This is a genomic window from Novosphingobium sp. P6W, from assembly GCF_000876675.2.
Lineage (GTDB): Bacteria > Pseudomonadota > Alphaproteobacteria > Sphingomonadales > Sphingomonadaceae > Novosphingobium.
The window spans coordinates 1,853,119-1,875,482 of sequence record NZ_CP030353.1 but is presented as its reverse complement, the minus strand read 5'-3'; the positions used below and the strand labels follow the sequence as shown (position 1 = coordinate 1,875,482).

The 22,364-nt window shown below is 64.7% G+C and carries 16 protein-coding genes; 8 read left to right on the top strand and 8 right to left on the bottom strand.

Going from position 1 to position 22,364, the window contains the following annotated elements:
* Positions 1-138: 138 nt before the first annotated feature.
* Positions 139-1,398, top strand: a complete 1,260-nt coding sequence (locus tag TQ38_RS24205) for a family 43 glycosylhydrolase (protein ID WP_043970214.1) — start codon at positions 139-141, stop codon at positions 1,396-1,398.
* A 145-nt stretch (positions 1,399-1,543) separates the two neighbouring features.
* Here the strand turns inward: TQ38_RS24205 and TQ38_RS24200 are convergent, their stop codons facing one another.
* Positions 1,544-2,842 carry an MFS transporter gene (locus TQ38_RS24200; protein ID WP_043970213.1) on the bottom strand — a complete coding sequence of 433 codons (1,299 nt, stop codon included), beginning with the start codon at positions 2,840-2,842 and terminating at the stop codon, positions 1,544-1,546.
* A gap of 53 nt (positions 2,843-2,895) precedes the next feature.
* The gene (locus TQ38_RS24195) at positions 2,896-3,693 is read right to left on the bottom strand and encodes a 2-keto-4-pentenoate hydratase (RefSeq protein WP_082057499.1); all 798 of its coding nucleotides are present in this window, start codon (positions 3,691-3,693) and stop codon (positions 2,896-2,898) included.
* A gap of 292 nt (positions 3,694-3,985) precedes the next feature.
* On the opposite strand from TQ38_RS24195, the gene TQ38_RS24190 reads away from it, so the two are divergent.
* From TQ38_RS24190 to TQ38_RS24170, 5 genes are all read left to right on the top strand, one after another.
* On the top strand, positions 3,986-5,002 hold the full coding sequence (locus TQ38_RS24190) for a LacI family DNA-binding transcriptional regulator (protein WP_043970209.1): 1,017 nt from the start codon (positions 3,986-3,988) through the stop codon (positions 5,000-5,002).
* A 107-nt stretch (positions 5,003-5,109) separates the two neighbouring features.
* Positions 5,110-5,946 carry a 5-dehydro-4-deoxy-D-glucuronate isomerase gene (kduI, locus tag TQ38_RS24185; RefSeq protein ID WP_043970207.1) on the top strand — a complete coding sequence of 279 codons (837 nt, stop codon included), beginning with the start codon at positions 5,110-5,112 and terminating at the stop codon, positions 5,944-5,946.
* 4 nt (positions 5,947-5,950) lie between these two features.
* The gene (gene kduD, locus TQ38_RS24180) at positions 5,951-6,706 is read left to right on the top strand and encodes a 2-dehydro-3-deoxy-D-gluconate 5-dehydrogenase KduD (protein WP_043970205.1); all 756 of its coding nucleotides are present in this window, start codon (positions 5,951-5,953) and stop codon (positions 6,704-6,706) included.
* A gap of 1 nt (position 6,707) precedes the next feature.
* Complete coding sequence (locus TQ38_RS24175) at positions 6,708-7,718, top strand: sugar kinase (RefSeq protein ID WP_043970731.1); 1,011 nt, start codon at positions 6,708-6,710, stop codon at positions 7,716-7,718.
* Positions 7,719-7,747: 29 nt separating this feature from the next.
* The gene (locus TQ38_RS24170) at positions 7,748-9,307 is read left to right on the top strand and encodes a carboxylesterase/lipase family protein (protein ID WP_043970202.1); all 1,560 of its coding nucleotides are present in this window, start codon (positions 7,748-7,750) and stop codon (positions 9,305-9,307) included.
* A 493-nt stretch (positions 9,308-9,800) separates the two neighbouring features.
* Here the strand turns inward: TQ38_RS24170 and TQ38_RS24165 are convergent, their stop codons facing one another.
* Together TQ38_RS24165 and TQ38_RS24160 are read right to left on the bottom strand one after the other, a co-directional pair.
* Positions 9,801-10,196, bottom strand: coding sequence for a cupin domain-containing protein (locus TQ38_RS24165; protein ID WP_113942040.1), 396 nt, complete (start codon positions 10,194-10,196; stop codon positions 9,801-9,803).
* Complete coding sequence (locus tag TQ38_RS24160; protein ID WP_043970200.1) at positions 10,193-11,566, bottom strand: polysaccharide lyase family 1 protein; 1,374 nt, start codon at positions 11,564-11,566, stop codon at positions 10,193-10,195. The genes TQ38_RS24165 and TQ38_RS24160 overlap by 4 nt, the downstream gene beginning before the upstream one ends.
* Positions 11,567-11,807: 241 nt before the next feature.
* Between TQ38_RS24160 and TQ38_RS24155 the strand changes: the two genes are divergently transcribed.
* Together TQ38_RS24155 and TQ38_RS24150 are read left to right on the top strand one after the other, a co-directional pair.
* Positions 11,808-14,675: a TonB-dependent receptor gene (locus TQ38_RS24155; protein WP_043970198.1), complete on the top strand. Its 2,868-nt coding sequence runs from the start codon at positions 11,808-11,810 to the stop codon at positions 14,673-14,675.
* Between the two features lie 26 nt (positions 14,676-14,701).
* Complete coding sequence (locus tag TQ38_RS24150) at positions 14,702-15,712, top strand: alpha/beta hydrolase (RefSeq protein WP_043970197.1); 1,011 nt, start codon at positions 14,702-14,704, stop codon at positions 15,710-15,712.
* 8 nt (positions 15,713-15,720) lie between these two features.
* Here the strand turns inward: TQ38_RS24150 and TQ38_RS24145 are convergent, their stop codons facing one another.
* From TQ38_RS24145 to TQ38_RS24130, 4 genes are all read right to left on the bottom strand, one after another.
* Positions 15,721-16,854 (bottom strand): adenosine deaminase, encoded by a 1,134-nt coding sequence (locus TQ38_RS24145; RefSeq protein ID WP_082057476.1) that lies wholly within the window; start codon positions 16,852-16,854, stop codon positions 15,721-15,723.
* A gap of 31 nt (positions 16,855-16,885) precedes the next feature.
* Positions 16,886-18,211: an NCS2 family permease gene (locus TQ38_RS24140; protein ID WP_043970195.1), complete on the bottom strand. Its 1,326-nt coding sequence runs from the start codon at positions 18,209-18,211 to the stop codon at positions 16,886-16,888.
* Positions 18,208-19,284, bottom strand: coding sequence for a nucleoside hydrolase (locus TQ38_RS24135; RefSeq protein ID WP_043970193.1), 1,077 nt, complete (start codon positions 19,282-19,284; stop codon positions 18,208-18,210). The genes TQ38_RS24140 and TQ38_RS24135 overlap by 4 nt, the downstream gene beginning before the upstream one ends.
* Positions 19,285-19,360: 76 nt before the next feature.
* Positions 19,361-22,348: a TonB-dependent receptor domain-containing protein gene (locus TQ38_RS24130; protein WP_082057475.1), complete on the bottom strand. Its 2,988-nt coding sequence runs from the start codon at positions 22,346-22,348 to the stop codon at positions 19,361-19,363.
* Positions 22,349-22,364: the final 16 nt, after the last annotated feature.

Below are 22,364 nucleotides of genomic sequence, written 5' to 3'. Positions count from 1 at the left end.
GGGGTCCTTTTTCCTGGACCAGAGAATGAGACATAACGGCCGAAACTCTTCGTCGATGCGAGTGTAGCCAAGCAATCCAGGTCACCCTGGGTTGCTTGGCTACACTCGCATCGACGAGACAACCGGGAGAGACGCAGCGTGACCAAAGGCTTTGAATTCAGCCGCCGCTCTATGATTGCGGGGAGTGCCCTGTTGCTGGGCGCTGGCGCCCCGGCGCTGGCCAAGGAAATGGTCGCTCCGCCAAAGCGTCCCCCTTTCCCCATCGAGGACGACAACGGCCGCCCGGTCGATCCGCCGCCGCCCGGCTATTACGATGTCGCGCGGCGCAGCGGTCCCGGCCTGCCCGTCACCCCTGAAACCGAGCGCGGCGGCTGGGTGACCAGCGAAGCGGCGGTGGACCGCAAGGGCGTGCGCTACAAAGGCCCCGGCCCGGCGCCGGCGAACCTGCTGCCCTGGGCCAATTCGGACTCGGCACGCGTGGTTACGCAGGGCCTGATCCCGCCGGTCAAGCCGCTGCTGCACCTGCACCTTCGCGACACCATCGTGTGCCTTGGCGGCGACGGTAATTACTACATGACCGGCTCCACCGGCGATGACATCTGGAAGGCCAACGACGGCGTCGAACTCTGGCGCTCGCCCGATCTCAAGCAGTGGGACTACCTTGGCCTGGTCTGGAGCATCGAGCGGGACGGCGTCTGGGAAAAGCAGTGGTCGGTGCGCAAGGGCGACTACTTCCGGGCCGTATGGGCGCCGGAAATCCACTTCATCAACGGCAACTACTACATCTGCCAATCGATCAGCCGCTCCGGCATTGCCGTGCTGCGCAGCACGACGGGCAAGGCGGAAGGCCCTTACGTCCACGCCTTTTCGCCGGACAAACCCTTGCGTAACGGCATCGACGCCACCCTGTTCGGCGATGACGACGGCGCGGTCTACCTGACTTATGCCGGGGCATTCGAGATGGTGCGCCTTAAACCGGACCTCTCCGGCTACGACGGCGACTGGCAGCCGATCACCCTGGAAAACCCCGACCCGGACCCCGCGCATCACAACAAGAAGTGCGTGCACCGGGGTTTCAAGGACATCGGCTTCGAAGGTGCGACGATGTTCAAGCACGATGGCACGTATTACCTCGGCGCCGTCGACCGCTTCGTGAACAACCGCTATTCCTTCGCGCTGGCGACTTCGGACAAGCCCTTTGGCCCCTACCGCGACCGCTACGAAAGCGTGGCCTGCGGCGGCGGCGGCAACATCTTCAAGGACAAGGAAGGCCGCTGGTGGTGCACCATCTTCGGCAACGACGACGAAGCCCCGTTCCGCGAGAAGCCCGGCATCGTCCCCGCCCGCATGGACGAAAAGGGCCGGCTAGTGGCCGATTTTGCGCCGCGCGAGGTTTGAGATTCTAGGCTTTCCTTCTCACCCCAGGCAAAACGAAACGACCCGGGGCAGTTCCGCACTGCCCCGGGTCGTTTCGTTTTGCCTGGGGTGAGGGTCAAGAAGTCCCCAGCGGCAACGGGGGAACCTACCCGCTGCCGCCAGTGAATTACCGCTGCGACACATCCTCGATCCGCACCGGCGCAAGGCGCGGGCTGAGGACATGCACCACCAGCAAGGCCAACAGGTAAGCACTCGCGCAAATCGCGAAAAGCACCTCGTAGCTATGCGTGGCGTCGAGAATATAGCCGGCGAACAGCGCCATGCCCATGCCGCCGAAGGCGCCCACGGTGCCACCGATACCGACTACCGAGCCTACAGCACCGCGCGGAAATACATCCGACGGCAGGGTGTAGAGGTTCGCGGAAAACGCCTGATGCGCCGCCGTGGCAAGTCCGATCACCAGCACCGCCATCCAGACGTTGTCGATCCCCTGCACAAACCAGATCGGCAGCACGCAAATGGCGCAGATCAGCATCGTCACCTTGCGCGCGAAATTTGGCGTGCGGCCGCCCTTGATGAGCTTCGAGGATAGCCAACCACCCGCCACACTGCCCAGATCCGAAATCAGGTAGATCGCCGCCAGCGGCAGGCCGAAGGTCTTGAGGTCAAGATCGTAGCGGTCGAACAGGTAGCCCGGCAGCCAGAACAGAAAGAACCACCAGATCGGGTCGATCATGAACTTGCCGAGCGCATAAGCCCAGGTTTCCTTGACCGTGAGCAGACGCCCCCAACCGATCTTCTCTACCGGATCGGCCGGGTCCTGGCGAATCCAGGCAAGTTCGCCGGGCGTGACACGGGCGTGCTCGGTGGGATGGCGGTAAACCATCCACCACACCGCCAGCCAGATAATACCGAACAGGCCGGTGACGAAGAAGGCCATGCGCCAGTCGAACCACAGTACCAGCAGCGGCACCAGCAGCGGGGTTATGATGGCGCCGACATTGGCCCCGGCGTTGAACACGCCAATGGCGAAAGCGCGCTCCTTCTGAGGGAACCAGTCGGTCACGGCGCGGATGCCGGCCGGGAAGTTACCCGATTCGCCGATACCCAGGCCAAAGCGCGCCAGCGCGAACGAGATCATGCCGGTGGCGAAACCATGCGCCATGTGGCTGATGGTCCAGATCACGATGGCGATCGTGTAACCCAGCCTTGCGCCCAGCGCATCGACCACCTTGCCGAATGACAGGTAGCCGATCGCATAGGCCACCTGGAACCAGAACACGATGCCCGCAAAGTCGGTTTCGGACCAATGGAACTCGGCAGCAAGCGTGGGCTTGAGCACACCGATCATTTGCCGGTCGATATAGTTGATCGCTGTGGCCGCAAACAGCAACGCCACCACGACCCAGCGATAGCGCCCTACCTTGTCTCCGGCTTTGATCGCGCCGCCTGTTTCCGCACCCATTTCCCAACTCCCGTAACGGCGGCCTTGTTATCCTGCCGTGCTCGTATTCTTTCTCAGGCCGGCGTCACCGCCACGATGCCGCAAGCGACAGTCCCCTGCCCCTCGAAAGTGGCAAGCACCTGTTCTCCGGGCACCACCGGGTGGACGCCCGTGACCGCACCTGTGGATACCCACGTCCCCCCGCTGCAGTCGATACCGCGCGCGGCAAGATTGCCCAGCAGGAAACGCACCGCGCCCAGCGGCCCGTCGAGCATGGCGGCAGTGGTGTTTTCCCCCGCAACAGACCCATCGATCTCGAGGCGGACGAGGACACTGGCGAAGTCGATGGTTTCCCACCCGGCCAACACCGGCCCGACGACCAGACCATAATTGTTGCCATAGTCCGACACCGTTACCGGCGGCCCATCTGCGTTGATGCCCGGATAAGGCGAACTCGCGACTTCGATGCCCAGATGCACTGCGTCGAGGACGGCGCGCGTGGCATCATCGTCCTGCGGGACTGTGCCATCCCACCCGGCAGCGACGTGCAGCAGGAACTCCGCCTCCGCCGCAGCAAAACCCTCGGCGAAAACCGGCATCGCGGGCGTTTCACCCACGCCTACCCTCACCACGCTGTCCGTGAAAATTGGCCCCGCGAGGCGGTTGCTGCCAAGGCGCTCATCCTCAGGCGGATTGATCTTGCCGACCTTCCATCCCGCGATCTCGCGGCCGTCGATGGCGATGGCGAAATCCTGGATCGTATAGGCACCGCCCAAGTCGGCAGGTGCTTCTCCGGGGTAGGACGCCAGCGCGCGCTTTTCACGCCGGGCCGCTACGAAAGCCTCGGCCACTGCTTTTGCCGTATCAGTCAAACCAATCCCCATACTCAACCGCATCGCCGTCCCGATCTACCATTAAGTCCCTGATGGACACCGGTGTCAAACAGAACCCGATCGCTTCCCGCAAAACTTCCGGAGATTACTCTCAGGATCGATTACCGCAGGCGAACCTCGCCCGGCGCTATCCCGGAGGCGGGAATCGGGGCTGTCAAAGAACCCGATAGGCGCACGCTCCATAGAATGGTAACCGGTGTCATCTTGCCTTTTGGCTCACCCGAAGGCAAGTCGGAAAATCGCGCACAACGCGAGTTCAAAAGGACGCCGTATGGCCAAAGGGCAGAAACCTACCATCAACGACGTCGCGCGCCTCTCGGGTGTGTCGAAGAAGACGGTAAGCCGGGTCATAAACAAATCGCCGTTGCTCAACCAGGCCACGCGCGAGAAGGTCGAAGCGGTCATTGCCGAACTGGAATATGTGCCCAATCCGCAGGCCCGCGCACTGGCGCTACGGCGCAATTTCCTGATCGGCCTGATCCACGACAACCCGAACGCGCAGATGGTGCTCGGCGTGCAGGAGGGTATTCTCGACACCATCCGCAACACCGAATTCGCGCTGGTTGTGCGTCCGGTGGACCGTCATTCCCCTTCGATGGTCGAGGATATTCGGGGCTTTATCGAACAACAGCGACTCTACGGCGTCATGCTGCTGCCGCCGATTTCCGAGAATGACGAACTGGCGCAGGCTTGCCGCGATCTGGGTTGTACTGTGGTACGCATGGGCTCGGCGCGGCTGGACGACGACGCCCATCTCGTCGCCTCGAACGACCGGCAGGCGGTGAGCGACGCCGTCGCCTGGCTGGCCCAGATGGGCCACAAGCGCATCGGCTTCGTAGCCGGACCCGAAGGATTCCTTTCGGCCCGCGAACGCGAACTGGGCTTTGCCGAAGGGATGGCGCGCGCCGGGCTCAAGCCCGATGCGAAGATCGCTGCGCGCGGCAACTACCGTTTCGAATCGGGCCTTGCTGCCGGACAGAAACTGCTTTCCGCCAAGTCTCCGCCTTCCGCGATCTTCTCCAGCAACGATGAAATGGCCGCCGGCGTCCTCCACGCAGCGCGCGAACGCGGGATGAGCGTGCCTGAAGACCTGTCGATCATCGGATTCGATGATACCGCGATTGCCGCACATATCTGGCCCCCCCTTACCACCGTGCGCTGGCCGATCCGCGCCATGGCGGCCACTGCGGCCGCCAAGCTGACGCGCCCGGAAACGGCAGCCGCCGAACCCTCGTTCTTCCTCTCGGATCTGGTTCGCCGCGCCTCCGCGATCGAATATCTGCCCTGAAGAATTTTCCCGTCAGGCAAAGAAAGCCAATCACCGTCCAGAAGCGTTGACACCGGTTACCTAATGCGGATACCAATGCCGCCGAGAGCTTAACGGGAGAGTTCCAAGTGTTCTGCAAAACCTATCACGCCACCCATCCGGACATGATGGAATGCGTCTCCAACGAGGAGCTGCGCGACCGCTACCTCGTCACAGGCATGTTCAAGGACGGTGAAGTCAACCTCAACTACTCGCACAACGAGCGTTTCATCATCGGCGGCGCGGTTCCGGGTGCGACCCCGCTTCCCCTGCCGCTGCAGACCGTTCCGAAAAGCGCGGAAGGCAAGTCCTTCTTCGAGCGCCGCGAAGCCGGCATCACCAACATCGGCGGACCGGGCGCGATCACCGTCGACGGCCAGCGCTTCGAGATGAAGAACAAGGAATGCCTCTACGTGCCGATGGGCACCAATGAGGTGATCTTCGAAGGCCAGGGTTCGCGTTTCTACATCGCGTCGGTCCCGGCCCACAAGGCGCTGCCGATCAAGCACATCACGCTGGACCAGGCCAACCCGCTGGCACGCGGCGACCTTGCCAATTCGAACCAGCGCACGATCTACCAGCTGGTGATCCCCGGCGTCTGCGAAAGCGCCCAGCTGCTGCTTGGCCTGACCGTGCTGGAAGAAGGCTCGGTATGGAACACCATGCCTCCGCACCTTCATGATCGCCGCAGCGAAATCTATCTCTACTTCGAACTGCCCGAAGAGAACGACCGCATCTTCCACTACATGGGCGAGCCGGACCAGATGCGCCACATCGTCATCGCTAACGAAGAAGCCGTCATCAGCCCGCCGTGGTCGATCCACATGGGTTCGGGCACCAAGAAGTACGCGTTCATCTGGGCCATGGGCGGGGAAAACCTCGACTATACCGACATGAACGTTCTCGACATCTGCCAGCTGCAGTAGTCCGATGGCAATCTCCTTCAGCCTCGAAGGCAAGTCTGCCCTGGTCACCGGTGCCAACACCGGGATCGGGCAGGCGATTGCCGTGGCGCTCGCACAGGCGGGCGCCGACGTTGCGGTGGCCGGCCGCTCCGAACCTACCGAGACACTCGACCTGATCGCACAGACCGGCCGCAAGGCCGTCAACATCAAGGCCGACCTCTCCAGCATCGAGCCCGTCCAGCGCATCATCGCCGAAGCCGTCGCCGGTCTCGGCAAGCTGGACGTGCTGGTCAACAATGCCGGCATCATCCGCCGCGACGACCTGCTCCAGTTCTCGGAAGATGACTGGGACGCGGTGATGGACACCAACCTCAAGACGCTGTTCTTCCTGAGCCAGGCCGCCGCAAAGGGCATGGTCGAACAGGGAAGCGGCAAGATCGTCAACATCGCCTCGCTGCTCACCTTTCAAGGCGGCATCCGGGTGCCCAGCTATGCCGCGGCCAAGTCCGGCGTCAGCGGCGTGACCAAGGCGATGGCCAACGAACTGGCGCCCAAGGGCGTACAGGTCAACGCGGTCGCGCCGGGCTATATCTCGACTAACAATACAGCCGCGCTTCAGGGCGACGAGACTCGCAATCGCCAGATTCTCGAACGTATTCCGACCGGCCGCTGGGGCAACCCGGACGACATCGCCGGCGCGGCAGTGTTCCTGGCCTCCCCCGCCTCGAACTACGTGACGGGCCATGTACTGGCCGTCGACGGCGGCTGGCTGGCGCGCTGACATGACCGGGCATGTCCTGTGCTTCGGCGAAGTGCTGCTGCGCTTCGCCACCCCCGCCGCCCGCCTTACCGTGCAGTGCGACGCGCTGGACATGGTGGTGGGCGGCGCGGAGGCCAATGTCGGCGCTGGCCTTGCCTCGCTCGGCCACGGCGTGAAGATGCTGACGCGGCTGCCTTCCAGCCCGCTCGGCGACAAGGCCCGCGCGGCATTGGCCGGTGCCGGGATCGACACCGCTCACATCGTCCGCGCACCGGGCCGCATGGGGCTCTATTTTCTGGAGACCGGCGCAGGGCTCAGGCCATCGTCGATCACTTATGACCGCGTGGGCAGCGTGTTCGCAAATTCCGCGCCCGGCGAGTTCGACTTCGCTTCCGCGCTTGCGGGCGCCCGGTTGCTGCATCTGTCGGGGATCACCCCGGCGCTTGGCCCCGGCGGCGTTGCGCTGGCGCAGGCTGCCGTTGCTGCGGCCAATGCTGCAGGCGTGCCGATCTGCTTCGACGGCAATTACCGCGCGCTGTTGTGGGATGCGTGGGACAGCGATCCGCGCAGTATCCTGACCGACCTCATGCAATCGGCAACGGTCATGATCGGCAACCACCGCGACATCTCGCTGCTGCTGGGCAAGCCATTTTCCGGCGATGGGTCCGAGCGCCGCCGCGAAGCCGCGCTGGCCGCTTTCGAGGCCTTTCCCAAGCTGCAGCTGATCGCCTCCACCGCGCGGCACATCGTGAACTCGGGCCACCACCGCATCGCCGCCCGCATCGACGCGCGCGACGCCGCGCACCAGACCGCCGAAGTGGACGTCACCGCCATCGTCGACCGCATCGGCACCGGTGATGCTTTTGCTGCAGGCGTGCTGCACAAGTGGCTGGAAGGCGCGGACATCGTCGCCACGGCGCAGGCGGGCCTCGCCTACACCGTCCTCAAGCACACCCAGCCCGGCGACATATGCCTGATCGGGCGAGCGGAACTCGAAGGCTTCTCCGCCAGCGGGGGCGACGTAAGGCGTTAAACGCCAAGGATGCACGGGAGGATCATATCATGAGCGGCACCGATGCCGGGATCACCCGGCGCACCCTCGTCAAATCCGCTGCCGTACTGGCTACCGCCGCGCCTGCACCGCTCTTGGCGCGCAGCCCTAAACTTCCGCGCGTGGGTCGCTATGCCGGGCTGGTCGAGGACGGCGTCCTCGCCTTCAAGGGCATCCGCTACGGCCGCGCGGCGCGGTTTGTCCGCGCTGTCGCCGAGCCATGGGACGGCCATGCTCTCGCCGCCGACAAGTTCGGCCCGATCTGTCCGCAGCGTGCCATGGGTGAGGAGCCGCAATCGGAAGACTGCCTGTTCCTCAACGTCTGGACACCCGAGGCGAACCCGCGCGCAGGCCGGGCGGTAATGGTCTATTTCCACGGCGGCGCCTACACCACCGGTTCGGTCACCGACCCGCTCACTCACGGCGCCAAACTCGCCGCTGATGGCGATGTGGTGGTGGTGACGGTCAACCACCGGCTCAACGCGCTTGGCTATGCCTGGCTCAAGCCTTTTGGCGCGCGCTATGCCGATAGCGGGAACCTTGGCCAACTGGACCTGATCCTGGCCCTGCAATGGGTGGCCGATCACATTGCAGCATTCGGCGGCGATCCTGCGCGCATCATGGTCTTCGGCCAATCGGGCGGCGGGGCCAAGATCGCCACCCTGATGGCCATGCCCGCCGCAAAAGGCCTGTTCCATTCCGCCGCCACGATGAGCGGGCAGCAAGTGCAGGCAAGCGGCCCGGCCCATGCGTGGAGCCGCACACTGGCGCTGATGGCCGCGCTAAAACTGGCGCCGGGCGATGTCGATGGTCTGCGTACCATGCCGGTCGAGCGGTTGATGGACGGCCTCGACGCAAGCGATCCGATCATGAGCGGCGGGATCTATTTCGGTCCCGTTCTCGACATGACCAACTTGCCGCGCCATCCATTCTGGCCGGATGCTGCGCAGCAATCGCTTGCCATACCGATGATCCTGGGCAATGTCCGCGAAGAAACCCGCGCTTTCCTGAACCCGCGCGGGCCAAAATTGCAGGGCCTGTCCTGGGAGAACATCGCGGCGCGCATCCTGCCCGAGATCAAGATCGACCTTGACCCCGTCTGGGTGGTGGAACAGTACCGCAGCCACGAACCGAATTGGTCACCCGAACAAATCTATTATGCCGCCACCACCGACGGTCGTTCATGGCCGGGGCAAGTGATCGAGGCGGACGAGCGCGCCGCTGCCGGGGCTTCCGCAACATGGGTATACCAGTTCGATCGGCCCTCACCCGTAGACCCCTTGCGCGGGGCGGCGCATACGGATGACATCCCTTATGTCTTTGGCACGCTGGCTGCCCCGGGCAGTTTTTCCGGCGTTGACCAGGCTGCGCGCAAGCTCAGCGCGGCGATGATGCGGGCGTTCACCGGCCTTGCCAAAACCGGACGACCCGGCCTGCCGGAATGGTCCGCCTATCGCCTGCCCGGCCGTGCGACGATGATGTTCGACGACACCGTGCGAGTCGAAAACGATCCTCGCCGCTGGCAGCGCGAGCTTTGGGCGACGGCGCCCTATGTCCAGCCAGGAACCTGAATTCCTGCGATTTACGAAGCCCAGGAAAAGGACCGGACGCGCAGGATCGCCCGCTGGCGAGCGCGGGATAACGCCGGGAAAAAGCACGCAAACCGAAAGGATCATCGGGTCGGCGTCGGGGCGTCCTGTGCAAGGACGCGAGGAGGGTGGCCTTTGGTGCGAACGGCCGGATGGCGGCTACGACAGCCCGGCTCGGTCCTGACGGATCGGTTCGAAACGGCCGCACGGACTCGCAAAAGCCGCCGCTTCGAGAAGGGCATCCGCGAAGCCCCCTCTTCGTGGGAGGCGGGCCGAGTGCGGAAGACCTGAATGATTGCCCCGATGAAGGGGAATCGAGAACCGATCCGGTCGGACGCTGGTGGCGTGGTCCACGGCTTGCGCTCGCGTCCGGCCCACGGCGCCGACCCGATACACCGCTAACCCTTGTACATCAGATCAGCGGATGTCGGGTCATATAACCTATACGGTTATATTTGTCAACACCATTGCTCACTCACGGCGTCTTGGCCGGGTTGGGATACGCGATCACCAGCGCCAGTGGCTTTGCACCCTTCTGCCAAATGCCGACCACCGCACCGCGATAGAGATAGGCCGCCATCCCCGGCCTGAGCGCGGCGCGCTTGCCATCCGAGACGACTTCCCCCTCTCCGGCCGTGACGTAATAAACCTCGTCATGGTCGATGGGGTGTTCGCCGATTGCTGCGCCCTTGTGCAGGACGCGGCGACGAAATTCCATCGCGCGCGGTGCGGGCGCAGCATCGGAGATGCGATAGGCGGTGCTCATCCCGATCGCGCCGTGCGGAGGAGCTTCCTCGCGCACGGTATCACGCTCGTCGATGATAGCCATGGGCGGCGCTGCCGCCGCGAGCAGCAGCAGCGCCGCGATCACTTCGCCGGCTCCTGACGCATGGCCTTGTCACGCTCGGAAAGTTTTTCCTGCGCGCCGGCCTTCTGGCCCGGATAGCGACCGGACTTCGGCGTCATTGCGCCCATGTTCCAATCCTTTTCGACGAACGCCGCCCGAGTCGGCGCCGGGTGCGGATAACCGCCGACGACCTTCTCATCGTCGATGATCGCGCCGCGTCCTTCGGCCACGAAGAACAGCACGCGGATGTCATCGGGCGCACGGTCCCACGGGCGCGCGCCGACCGACGCCATCAGGTCGGTTTCAAGATCGGCGGCGGGCCGGATGACGAACCCGTCCAGCGATGACATCGGCGCCGTTTTCTCGATCAATTTCGCCTTGGTGACGCCGTAACGGCCGAACATCGGCCCCGGATTGCCCCATTTGTCGACGGCGATGTTATCCCGTCCGTAGTAGGCAAGGTCCCCGTCGCCGCCGAGCGCCAGGAACGGCAGGCCCGGCGCGGTGGAGTTGCCCGCGCGCATCACGTTGCCAACCGCCGTGATCTCGCCGGTGACGTAATCATGTCCTGCCCATTCCAGGCCCATGAGGTTGTAGTGCACCGCGCGTTCGCCGGGATCGTAGATCATGTTGTTGATCATAAGCGCCTGCGCGCCGCCCTTTATCAGCGGCGAACGCTCCATGTTGTGCGCCCACAGGTTGCGGTAGAAAGTGATGGCGGTGGCGTTGTCGTGGATCAGCGACCCCTTCGAATGCTCACCCTTGGGGTGGCTGGCGTCGGCAAGTCCCTCGGCCAGCAGGTTTTCGCGGAACAGCACGTCGTGGCTGGTGGCCTGGCGCCATTCCTTGACCGTCTTGCCTTCGAAGCGCGGGCCAGAGGCGGACATGTTCTCGTCGATCGCCCAGAAGAAACTGCAGTGATCGATCAGCACGTTGTGCGCAGCAACGGTGGAAAAAGCGTCCGCTTCCCAGCCCGACAGCTTGGGCTGTCCGTCCACCCCGGTCATCACCCGCAAGTGGCTGATGATGACGTCGTGGCCCTTCAGGTCGATGCCGCCGCGAATGATCGTGACACCCGGCGAAGGTGCGGTCTGGCCGGCGATCGTGAGGTAGGGTTCGGAGATTTCCAGCACCGAGCGCTCAAGGTCGATAACGCCGCCCACTTCGAACACGACGATGCGCTTGCCCTTGGCCTCGACCGCTTCCCTGAACGAGCCGGGACCGTCCTTCGCCAGCGTGGTGACGCGAATGATTCGCCCCCCTGCACCGCCGCGAGTCGGCTCGGCCGAGGCGGTGGCCACGGCCGCCGCCGGCGCAGCAAATGCTGCGTGCGGCACGGCGGCGAACATGAGAAAAGTAGGAAGGAACTGGCCTGCCAGCCTGCGAATTTTCACTTTGCATCTCCCAATGGCAGTGGTTCTTGACAGGGCGTCCTCCCTGCGGCAACTATTCATGACACCGGTTACCAAAGCTCGCAAGGATGAACTTGGGAACGGTCGGGCGATCTTGGAGGATCGTCCGCGATGCCCCGCAAGGGGCAAGGGAGTTGTGTTGCCGGACAGGATGCGCCGCCATTGCGTGCATCATTGACACCGGTATCATTCGGTCCTCAGGGGCCGTGGAGGGGATGTTACGATGCGCAAAACCATTTCTAGAATCTCGCTTGTGAAGATTGCCTTGTTCGCCGGCAGTGCGCTGGCCATGCCGCAGGTCGGCTTCGCACAGGACACCGCCGAAACCACCGCTGCCGAGGCCGCACCGGAAGCTACGCCGCAGGACATCATCGTCACCGGCTTTCGCCAGTCGCTGGAGGCCGCGCTCAACGTGAAGCGCACCTCGGTCGCGGCGGTGGATGCGATCGTGGCCGAGGACATGGCCAAGTTCCCCGACCAGAACCTGGCAGAATCGCTGCAGCGCATCCCAGGCATCTCGATCCAGAAGGACGGCGGCGAAGGCCGTTCGATCACCGTGCGCGGCCTGGGCGCGCAGTTCACCCGCGTGCGCGTGAACGGACTGGAGACGATCGCCACCAGTTCCGACGGCGCATCCGCCAACCGCGACCGCTCGTTCGATTTCAACGTCTTCGCATCGGAACTGTTCAGCAGCCTGGTGGTCCACAAGACCGCCGAGGCCACGCTTGACGAAGGTTCGCTGGGCGCGGTGGTGGACCTCAACACCGGCAACCCGCTGGCGGGCAAGACCGGCCTCAGCGCCGTTCTCAACGTGCAGGGTTCGTACAACGACCTGTCCGACAATGTTGGGCCGCGCATTGCCGGCCTGCTGTCGTGGAAGAACGATGCGGGCACGCTGGGCGTCAACGTGTCGGCCGCCTATTCGCATACCGACACGATCGAGAACGGCAACAACTCGGTGCGCTGGTCGCAGGCCTACTTCAACTCGGTCAGCGGCACGCCCTGCTTCTATTCCGATGTCGGAGCGACCGGCGGCACTCCGGTCAATTCGGGCGGCGGCTACCGTCCGTCCGAGGCGTGCGACGCAGCCTCGCTTTCGTTCCACCCGCGCATCCCGCGCTACGGCGTGATCGAGCATGACCGCCGCCGGCTTGGCCTGACCGGCTCGATCCAGTTCGAACCCAGCGATCGCACCAAGATTTCCGTCGACGGCCTGTTCTCCTCGTTCAAGGAAGACCGCGCCGAACAGTGGCTCGAAGTTCTTGCCCGCTCGAACGAACGCCGTTTCAACGTGGTGGACCCGGTTTACGACGACAAGGGCAACATGGTCAGCGCGACCTTAAACAATGCTTACGTGCGCACCGAAAGCTACTTGCGCAAATCAGAGACCAAGTTCCACCAGATCGGCGCGACCTGGGATCAGGAAGTGGGCGATACTTTCCGCTTCACCGTGCTGGGCGGCATGTCGCAGTCAAAGGCCGACATCCCGGTCGAGACGACCATCGCTTACGACAACCGCAATGCCAACGGTTTCAGCTACGACTATTCGAACATGAAGTCGCCGGTGCTTGGCTATGATCTGGACGTCACCAACCCGGCGAACTTCCAGCTTGCCGAAATCCGCGATCGTCCGTCCTATGTGCGCAACCGCTTCAAGACCGGGCAGCTGCGTACCGAATGGGACCTGACCGAGGGCTTCACCGTCAAGGCCGGCGCGATGTGGCGCCGCTACGATTTCCGCACCCAGTTGTTCCAGCGTGACACCGCCGCCTGCGGCGCCAACGGCACGCGCGACCTGATCCTGGGCGCGGTCACCTGCTCGTCCAGCGTATATGGCCTGCCGGTGACTTCGGGCATTTCCGATCTGGTAAATCTTGGCGATGCCGGTCAGCCGAGCGGCACCACCAGTTCGTGGATCGTCGGCAATATCGCCAATGCTGCGGACTATACCAACCTTTACGGCCGTACTGCCGTCGAAGACCTGGGCTCCAACCGCAAGGTGCGCGAGACGACATCGGGCGGTTACGTACAGTTCGACGTCAAGGGAGAGATCTTCGGCCTCGAATACGCGGGCAATGCCGGTATGCGCTATGCCCACACCAAGCAGTCATCGACCGGATACACCGCCGGCGTCGCGGCAACTGTCGAGCGCAGCTATGACGACTGGCTCCCTTCGATGAACCTGGCCTTTTACCCGCGTCATGACGTGATCCTGCGCGGTGCGGTGGCCAAGGTCATCACCCGTCCTTCGCTGGGCAACCTCAATCCGGGCGGTTCGGTCGACGGGTTCAACTACCGCGTCACCTTCGGCAATCCGTTCCTCGACCCCTACCGCGCGACCAATTTCGACGTTTCGGCCGAGTGGTACTTCGCCCCGCAGGCGCTGTTCTCTGTGGCTGGGTTCATCAAGAAGATCGAGAGCTTCCCGGTTTCCGGCACCTATGTCGCCACGCTCCCGCAGCTTGGGCTTGATCGTTCAGTGCTGGGTGCGAGTACTCCTGCCTTCATCAACTACGACCCCAATCAGGAATATGTGGTGTCCTCGCAGGTGAACGGGCAAGGCGCCACGCTAAAGGGTGTTGAAGTGGCCTTGCAGCTGCCGTTTACTTTCCTGCCTGGTTTCCTCACCCACACCGGGTTCCAGGGCAACGCCACCTTCATCAAGAGCGACGCCGACTATACAATCACCGGCCCGGCGATTTCGGCCTGCACCCGCACAACCGGCGCCTGCTCCCTTACGGGCGTTACGAAGGACTACAACCAGACGCTGCTTGGCGTATCCAAGAAGGCTTGGAACGCGACGCTTTATTACGACGACGGCAAGTTCAGCATCCGTGGTTCGGTAAGTTATCGCGGTCCCTTCGTTGATGGCACCAGCGCCACATTCAACGTCTTCGAAGGCTATGGTTCGTACACCAGCGTCGATGCGGCGATCCGTTACAAGGCGACGGAATGGCTGGAACTGTCGATCGACGGCAACAACCTGACCGATGAGTATCGTTATCGCTTCAACGATGCCGACGCGACCCGCAACTACGAGAACAACCACTTCGGCCGCACCATCCTGTTCGGCGCGCGCGCGAAGATCTGAGTAAAACGGCAAACCGGGAGACGGCCATGGACTTCGATCGCAGAACCCTGATCGCCGGCTCCCTTGCTGCCGGAGCCTTTGGCAAAGGGCTCATCACGAGCGCGGCGGCGCAGACAGCGCCGCCAGGCAGCCCCGGGGCCCTCCCCCCGGGGCTGCCACAACCGACAGAGACGATCGACCTGTGGCCCAAAGGCGCGCCCGGCATGCCGCGTGCGCCGCTTGACGAGAAAGTGAACGAGCGCTCAACCGACGCGCTCATCACCGACCGCGCGGTCTACGGGATCAGCCGTCCGCGCATGGCGGTATTCCGGCCCGACCGGCCGAACGGCGCGGCGGTGATAATTACGCCGGGCGGCGGCTACAAATGGATCGTGGTCGACAAGGAAGGCTATGAAATGGCCCGCTGGCTGACGGCGCGCGGCTTCACCGCTTTCGTCCTGTTCTACCGCCTGCCCGGAGACGGCTGGGCCAGCGGCCCCGACACTCCGCTGGCGGACGCGCAGCGCGCCATACGTCTGGTCCGCCACCGCGCCCGCGATTTCGCCATTGCCCCGGAACGGGTGGCGACGATGGGCTTTTCCGCAGGCGGGCACGTCTGCGCCGACCTTGCGGCGCGCTTTGCGGCGAACGTATATGCCCCCGTTGACGCGGCGGACAAGCTTTCCGCCAAGCCGCTTTGCGCCGCGCCGATGTACCCGGTCGTCAGCATGGACGCGGCGATCGCCCATGCCGGATCGCGCAGCCTGCTTCTCGGCCCCTCGCCCACCCCAGCGCTGGAAGCGGCGCATTCGCCTGACCGGAACGTGCCGGCAGATGCCCCGCCGCACTTCCTTGCCCATGCCGAGGACGACGCTACGGTTCCGGTCGAGAATACCTTGCGCCTGCGCGCCGCGCTCAAGGCGCGCGGTGTGCCGGTGGAGACACACTTATTCGCCAACGGCGGCCACGGTTTCGGCCTTCGCCGCGCGGTCGGCAAACCGGCAGAGGTCTGGACGGAGTTATGGCGCAACTGGGCCCGGACGGTGGGACTGGGATAGGCCCCGGTTCAAACCGTACCGATGCCGGTTTGCGCGGCAATCGCGTCGAACTCGGCCGGCCATTCGGCGCGCCATTCTGCACGCTGGGCATCACTGGCCCACGCCCCGTCGATGCCGTTGAGCATCATGGCGCGAAGGTCCGCCACATCGAACCCCAGGTGCGTGTACATCAGTTCCCACGCGCCTGCCGGGCTGACATGGTGCAGCGTGGGATCGTCGGTATTGGGGTGCATTTTCAGCCCCAGCTGCGCCATCCGGCGGATCGGATGGTCAAGCGCCCAGCGGTCCGGGGCGAGCGTGCGCAAGTAGTATGAATTGGTCGGCACGATGGTGAACAGCAGCCCGCGCTGCGCATAGCTGCGGGCAAGGTCAGGATTGTCGACGATGGTATAGCCGTGGTCCACCCGGTCCACCCCGATATCGTCCACCACGGTGGCGACATTAGTCCAGGGCATGCCGAATTCGCCCGCATGGGCGGTGGAGCGCAGGCCGTGCCGCTTGGCAAGGGCATAAGCCGCCGCGAACATTTCGGGCGGGCCGTCCGGCTCGCGGTAGTCGATGCCGATGCCGGCCACCAGCGGATCGGGATGGGCGACCACCTGCTCCACCATCGCCAGCGCATCGGCGGCGGGTGCCTCACGGTCGATGGAGGGGATCAGCAGCGAACTGATGTCGAAATCGGCCAGTGCCTCGCGCATGCCGGAAAGGATGCCGGAAACCGCTGCATCGTAAGGCAGCCCGGCGTCGCGGATCGTCGCCGTGGGGTTCCAGAAGAACTCGGTATGGCGAATGCCCCCGGCAGCGGCGTCTTCCAGATATTCGTAGGCGATCCGGTGGAAGTCCTCAGGCGTCAGCAGCAAGTGCGCTTCCAGTGCCCGCAGGACGCGCAGGACGCCGATCGGCTTGGAACCGCGGTGGTAGAACCCCTCCACATCCTCGCGGCTCAGCGGCGCGGCGTGCTTTTCCGCCAGATCGAGGAACGTGTCGCGGCGCACCGCGCCCAGCAGGTGGCAATGCAGTTCCACCTTGGGGATGCGTTCGAAGAAGCTGCGCTGGCTATCCGTCAGCGTCCGGGCAAGCGGGGACGACGGAACATAGCCGATGGAGGCTGGCCCAAAGGAGGCCGGGGTCTGGTCTGCCATAAAAGTCCTGGAAAATGATCGGGCCGCGCGCTCAATGCGCAGTGGCGGCGCCGTAGAAATAGTAGCCGAGCGGCAGGGTCAGGATGAACAGGCCCAGCGGGATTTCCCGCCAGCGCCCCGCCAGCACCTGAACGATCACATGGACCAGCAGCCCGCCCGCGATCCCGGTGCCGAAGCTGTTCGAAATCAGGGTCAGCAGCATCATCGCCATCGCCGGGAACAGGTCGGCGATATCGTCCCCCTTGGCGTTACGGATCGTGCCGAGCATGGAAATGCCGATGAGGATCAGCGCGGGCGCGGTGGCTTCTCGCGGGATCGCCATCGCCAGCGGCATCAGCAGCAGGGTCAGCAAAAACAGGCCGGCTGCGGTCAGCGGCGTCAGTCCGGTACGTCCGCCCGCTTCCACGCCGGCGGCGGATTCCACCAGCGCGGTTCCGCCCGGCACGCCGACCAGCGGACCCAGCGTGGCCGCCAGCGAATCCACCAGGAACGGACGCTCGATCCCGGGCAAGTTGCCCTGCTCGTCCGTCAGCCCGGCCTTGGCGCCGATCGCCAGCGTGGTGCCGAGGGTGGAGAAGAACTCCGCCGCGAAGAAGGTGAACATGTAGGGCAGCGCCACCAGGGTGAACGCGCCCAGCAGGTCGACCTCGCCGGTCACCGGCATGGGCGAATGCGGCAGCGACAAACCGCCGGTAAAGCTGGTAATGCCCAGCGGCACACCGACCAGCGCCGCCACGACGATCCCGACCAGCACCGCGCCGGGCACGCGCCGCGCCTGCAAGGCGATGGCGACGGCAAGGCCGATCAGGGCCACCACCGGCCCCGGCTGGCTGAAGTCACCCAGCGCCAGGGCATGGCGCTTCACGTCCACCGACACCAGCCCCGCATCGCGGCAGCCGAGCATCGCGATGAACAGCCCGATCGAGGCGCCAAGGCCCAGCTTGATCTGCGGCGGGATCATGCGCACGACCATCTCGCGCGCGCCCGTGAGGGTGAGGATGACGAAAGCGATGCCCGACATCATCGCGATGCCAAGGCCCGTCTGCCAGGGGATATGCTCTACCTGCGCCAGCGTGACGCCCAGGATCGCCGATCCGCCGATGCCGGGGCCGACGATGAATGGCAGGTTGGCGTAAAGGGCCATGGCAATGCTGCCCACCGCCATCACGATGATGACCCCGGCGGTAACCGCGGCGCGGTCCATCCCGCCGCTGGCCAGCAGCGAGGGGATGACGACGATGAGGTAGGCGGCCGCAAGGAACGTGGTCATCCCCGCGATCATCTCGCGCGGGATGCTTGTCCCCCGCGCAGTCAGCGCGAAGCGGCGTTCCAGCAGGCCCTGCTTCGGGGCGGTCACTTGCGGGCCTGGGCCACGAAGCCGGCGAGGAAGCGCTCCTCGTCGATGGCGCGCACGATGTGGACGGGGCGTTCACCCGCCTTCGGCGCCATTTCCTCGGTCCATACCTGCGGTTCGCCGTAGTGCATGCCCGGCATCGTATCGACGTCCATCCGCACGACGAGGTCTTCGGTGACCAGCGAACGGTCGATGGCGACGGCAACGGTCACCTCGTCCCACAACGGCTGGCCGAGCCGGGCATAAGTCTTCACGTATTTCGCCACCGGGCTTCCGGCGCTGGCGATGGCGTCCACCACCTCGGGCGTGGCCCTCACTTTCGAGCTGACATTGCCGACCAGCGTGATCGACTTCCACGGCGCCGTCAGCACGATGTGCGCGGCTTCGGGGTCGAACAGGAAGTTGAAGTCCGTCGAATAGTCGGTGTTGGAAGTGGTGCGGGCGAAGGCCGTGTCCAGTTTTCCTGGTTCTATCACGATTTCCTTCGCCAGCTGCGCTATGTCCGGTGCGACCCGAAGAGCCAGCGCAATATTGGTGAGCGGCCCGGCAGAGACGATCGTCACTTTCCCGGGGTGGGCGCGAACCGCCGCGATCAGCGCGTCGACCGCGCCGTTCGCCTGCGCCTTGATGCGCGGCGTGCCTTCGGGCATCGGCGGCACAAGGTCAGGCTCATTAGGATGATAGGTACGGCCAGGGCGGGGGGCATTCCACGCACCCTTGAACGGAATGCGGCCATAGCGCGCCTCCCAGTTCGCCATTTCGGCCTGGGTGCGCAGCAGCGGCATCGAGGCGCCCTTGTGCACCGGCACTTCGGGGCGTCCTGCGATCTCTAGGAAGCGCAGCAGGTGCTGCGTCTCTTCGGTCATCCAGGCATCGCCGGTGACCACGCCGACGCCGATCAGGTTGACGCGGCTGTCCCGTAGAAGCGGGATCATCGACTGGATGTTGCTCTGCCCGGGGCCAAGGAAATCGTTGTCGAAGAAGATCATGACCCGGTCGTCCTCGGCGGCCAGCGCCTCGGGCACCGATCCCAGCAACGCCGCGCCTGCAAGCAGTATGGTCAGCAGTTTTTTCATCCGCGAACGTTCCCTAGTTTCCCGGTTTTCCGTTGGAACGGAGGCGATCCGCAAGGACCGCCCCCGTCGTCCAAGATCAGAGCTTGGCGGTCACGCTGGCGAAAAGATAGCGGCCAAGCGAGTCGTACATGCCCGCATAGAACGCGCCGTTCGACGTCTGCCCGCTGGTGCTGGCGGTGATCGGCGGATCGCGGTCGAAGACGTTGCTCACGCCCAGACGCAGCGTGTACGAACCGGATACGTCGAACGAAGCGGCCAGATCGAAGTAGTTCACCGCCTTCAGCTTGTAGTCGTAGGGCTGGTAGGTGCCGGCAAGGAACGTCGCGCTGCTCGACCTGTCGTTGCGGGTGCTGCCAATGTAGCGCCACGTCGCCGCGAGGCGGATGGCGCCGCTGGGCGCAGTCCAGTTGAATTCGGCGCGGTGGCGCCAGGTCGGGATCGGCTGGCCGCAGGTGACGCCGAAGTAGCCGTCGCAGCGATAGGCCTCGGTGCCGGGCACGATCTGCACTTCGTACTTGTTGGTGCGCGTGCCCGAGAAGTTGAAGCCCACGGTGCCCAGATCCGCCTTCACCAGATCGCCAAGGTCCTGCTTCGCGCTGGCCGAGAAGTCGATCCCGGTGGTCTGGAGATAGCCGGCGTTGAGACTGGTGGCCAGTACGTAGCCGCTGGTCACCAGCGATCCGGTGGCCGGATTGCGCTGGATCTGGTCGCAGAAGGTGCCGGCGTTGATGCACTGGCTCAGCGTGATCGTGGCCGGCAAGGTGGTGATCAGATCATCCACCTTGATGTCGAAGTAATCGACCGACAGCGTCAGGCCGCGCAGGAACGGCGGGGCGATCTGCACGCCGAACGACTTGGTGTTCGACTTCTCGGGCTTGAGGTTCGGGTTGCCGCCGACGAGCACGCCGGAAAGCTGGCCTGCCGCAGGCTCGATCGTGCCGTACTGCGTCGCGGTCACGCCCGACTGGGCGCACTGCGCGAAAGTCGCGGTCGGGCTGGCGCCCTCGCACGGGTCGGTCAGGCGCGCGGTGGTGACGCGCTGCGGGCCGAACAGCTCGACCAGGTTGGGCGCGCGGACCGAGTGCTGGAAGCTGCCGCGGAAGCGGATCGCGTCGACCGGCGACCATTCAGCGCCCGCCTTCCACGCGAAAGTGTCGCCGGCGGTGCTGTAGTTCGAATAACGCGCGCCGCCTTCGACGGCGAGGCTCTTGAAGAACGGACGATCCTCGACCAGCGGCACGCGGACTTCGCCGTAGAGTTCCTTGACGTCGAACGAGCCGGAGATCGGGTATTCGCCGCCCGAGTTACCCGCCACGTCGCGGCTGGAGTAGTGGCTATCGGCCGTGAAGCCGATCCGCTCCTTGCGGTATTCGGTGCCCAGCGCCACGCTGATCGGGTTGCTGGCGAAGGGGCTGGATACGCCGATATCGCCCGTGACCGATCCGCTCACGATCGTCTCTTCGGTGAAGCCGGTGCGGGTGAAAGTGCCCTGCACATAGTTCAGCGCATCGGCAGTGACGCCGGTGGTCGAGAAGATGTTGAGCGGGACGCAGCCGTCCGCCGCGTTCTCACAGACGATCTGGCCGCTGCTGTTGGTCACCGCGCGCAGCGAGTTGGCGAAGCTGGCCAGCGAGATGTCGCCGGTCAGCCGCGAGCTGTAGTTGGTGCGGCCGTACTGCGCATAGGCGTCGTACCGCCAGCCGGGCGCGATCTCGCCGCGCACGCCGCCTACCGCGCGGTACGAGGTGTGCTTGGTGTAGTCATGGCGCGATCCGCCGGGCGCGTTGCGCAGCGACACGTTGACGGTGGCGCTCTGCGCGTCGGTCAGGCCGACCGAAGTGCACATGAGATTCTTCTGCTGCGCCGACAGGAACGGGTTGGAGCAGTTGATGCTCTCCGGCACGGTGAACACGCCGGTGGGCGACAGGCGGATGTCGGCCTTGTCGCGCATGTACATGAGTTCGCCGTAGAGTTCGACGGCCGAGGACACCTCGAAATGGGCAAGCAGGTCGGCGTTGATACGCTCGTCCGGCGCCTGCAAGTCGTAGGTGTTGCCGTTGTTGAAGCCGTCCGACGTGCGGTAGGTGCGGAAGGTGTTTCCGGTGGCCGGGTCCAGCGTGTAGCTGCCGCGCGTCGCGCCGGTGCGGGGGTTGGTCAGCTGGAACTGCGCCGGGTAGGTCGTCGAGGACAGCGAGCAGGAATAGCCGGCCGCCGTCGCGTTGAGGTTGCAGATCGAGAAGTCACGCTCGGACGTGCCGACGCCCTCGATGTGGCGATAGTTGACGAAGGCGGTCACGTTGCCGCGGCCATCGGCGAAGTTGTGGCCGGCAGTTACGGAGAGGCTCTGCTGCAGGCCGCCCACGGTGCTGCCGGTGGGAACGTCCTGCCCGGCTGCCGCTGCGACCGATGCGATCGAATTGCCGTTGTCGTGCTGGAAAACGCCGGAGCTGGCATCAAGCTGGACGCCCTCGAAGTTCTTCTTCAGCTCGAAGTTGACCACGCCTGCAAGCGCGTCCGAACCATAGACCGCCGAGGCGCCGCCGGTCACAACGTCGATGCGCTCGACCAGGGCGGCGGGCACGTTGTTGATGTCGGCTGCCTGCGCGGCCGAACGCGCGGGATCGCCCTGCATCAGGCGGCGGCCGTTGATGAGCACGAGCGTGCGCTGGTTGCCCAGGTTGCGCAGGTTGATCGTCGCGGTGCCGCTGGCGCCCACGGTGCCGCCGCGGTTGCCGCCGCCCTGGTCGGCATAGACCTGCGGCAGGGTGTTGAGCATGTCTTCCAGGCGAGTGACGCCGCGCTGGGCGAGGTCTTCGCTGTTCACCGTCGTGATCGGGCTGACGCTGGTGGCGTTGGGAACGCGGATGCGCGATCCGGTGACGACGATGTCGTTGCCGCCAGCAGGCCCGGCGTCGGGAGCGGCAGTGTCCTGGGCAAAGGCGATGACCGGTGACAGGGCCAGCAGCGAAGCGGTCAGCAGCGCTCCATGACGCAGGGCACGCGATGCCCGACCTTTGGATGAAACCTGATGCGGTGAACGTGCGGCGACGGCAGACGACAGCATGGAAAACCCCCTTGAG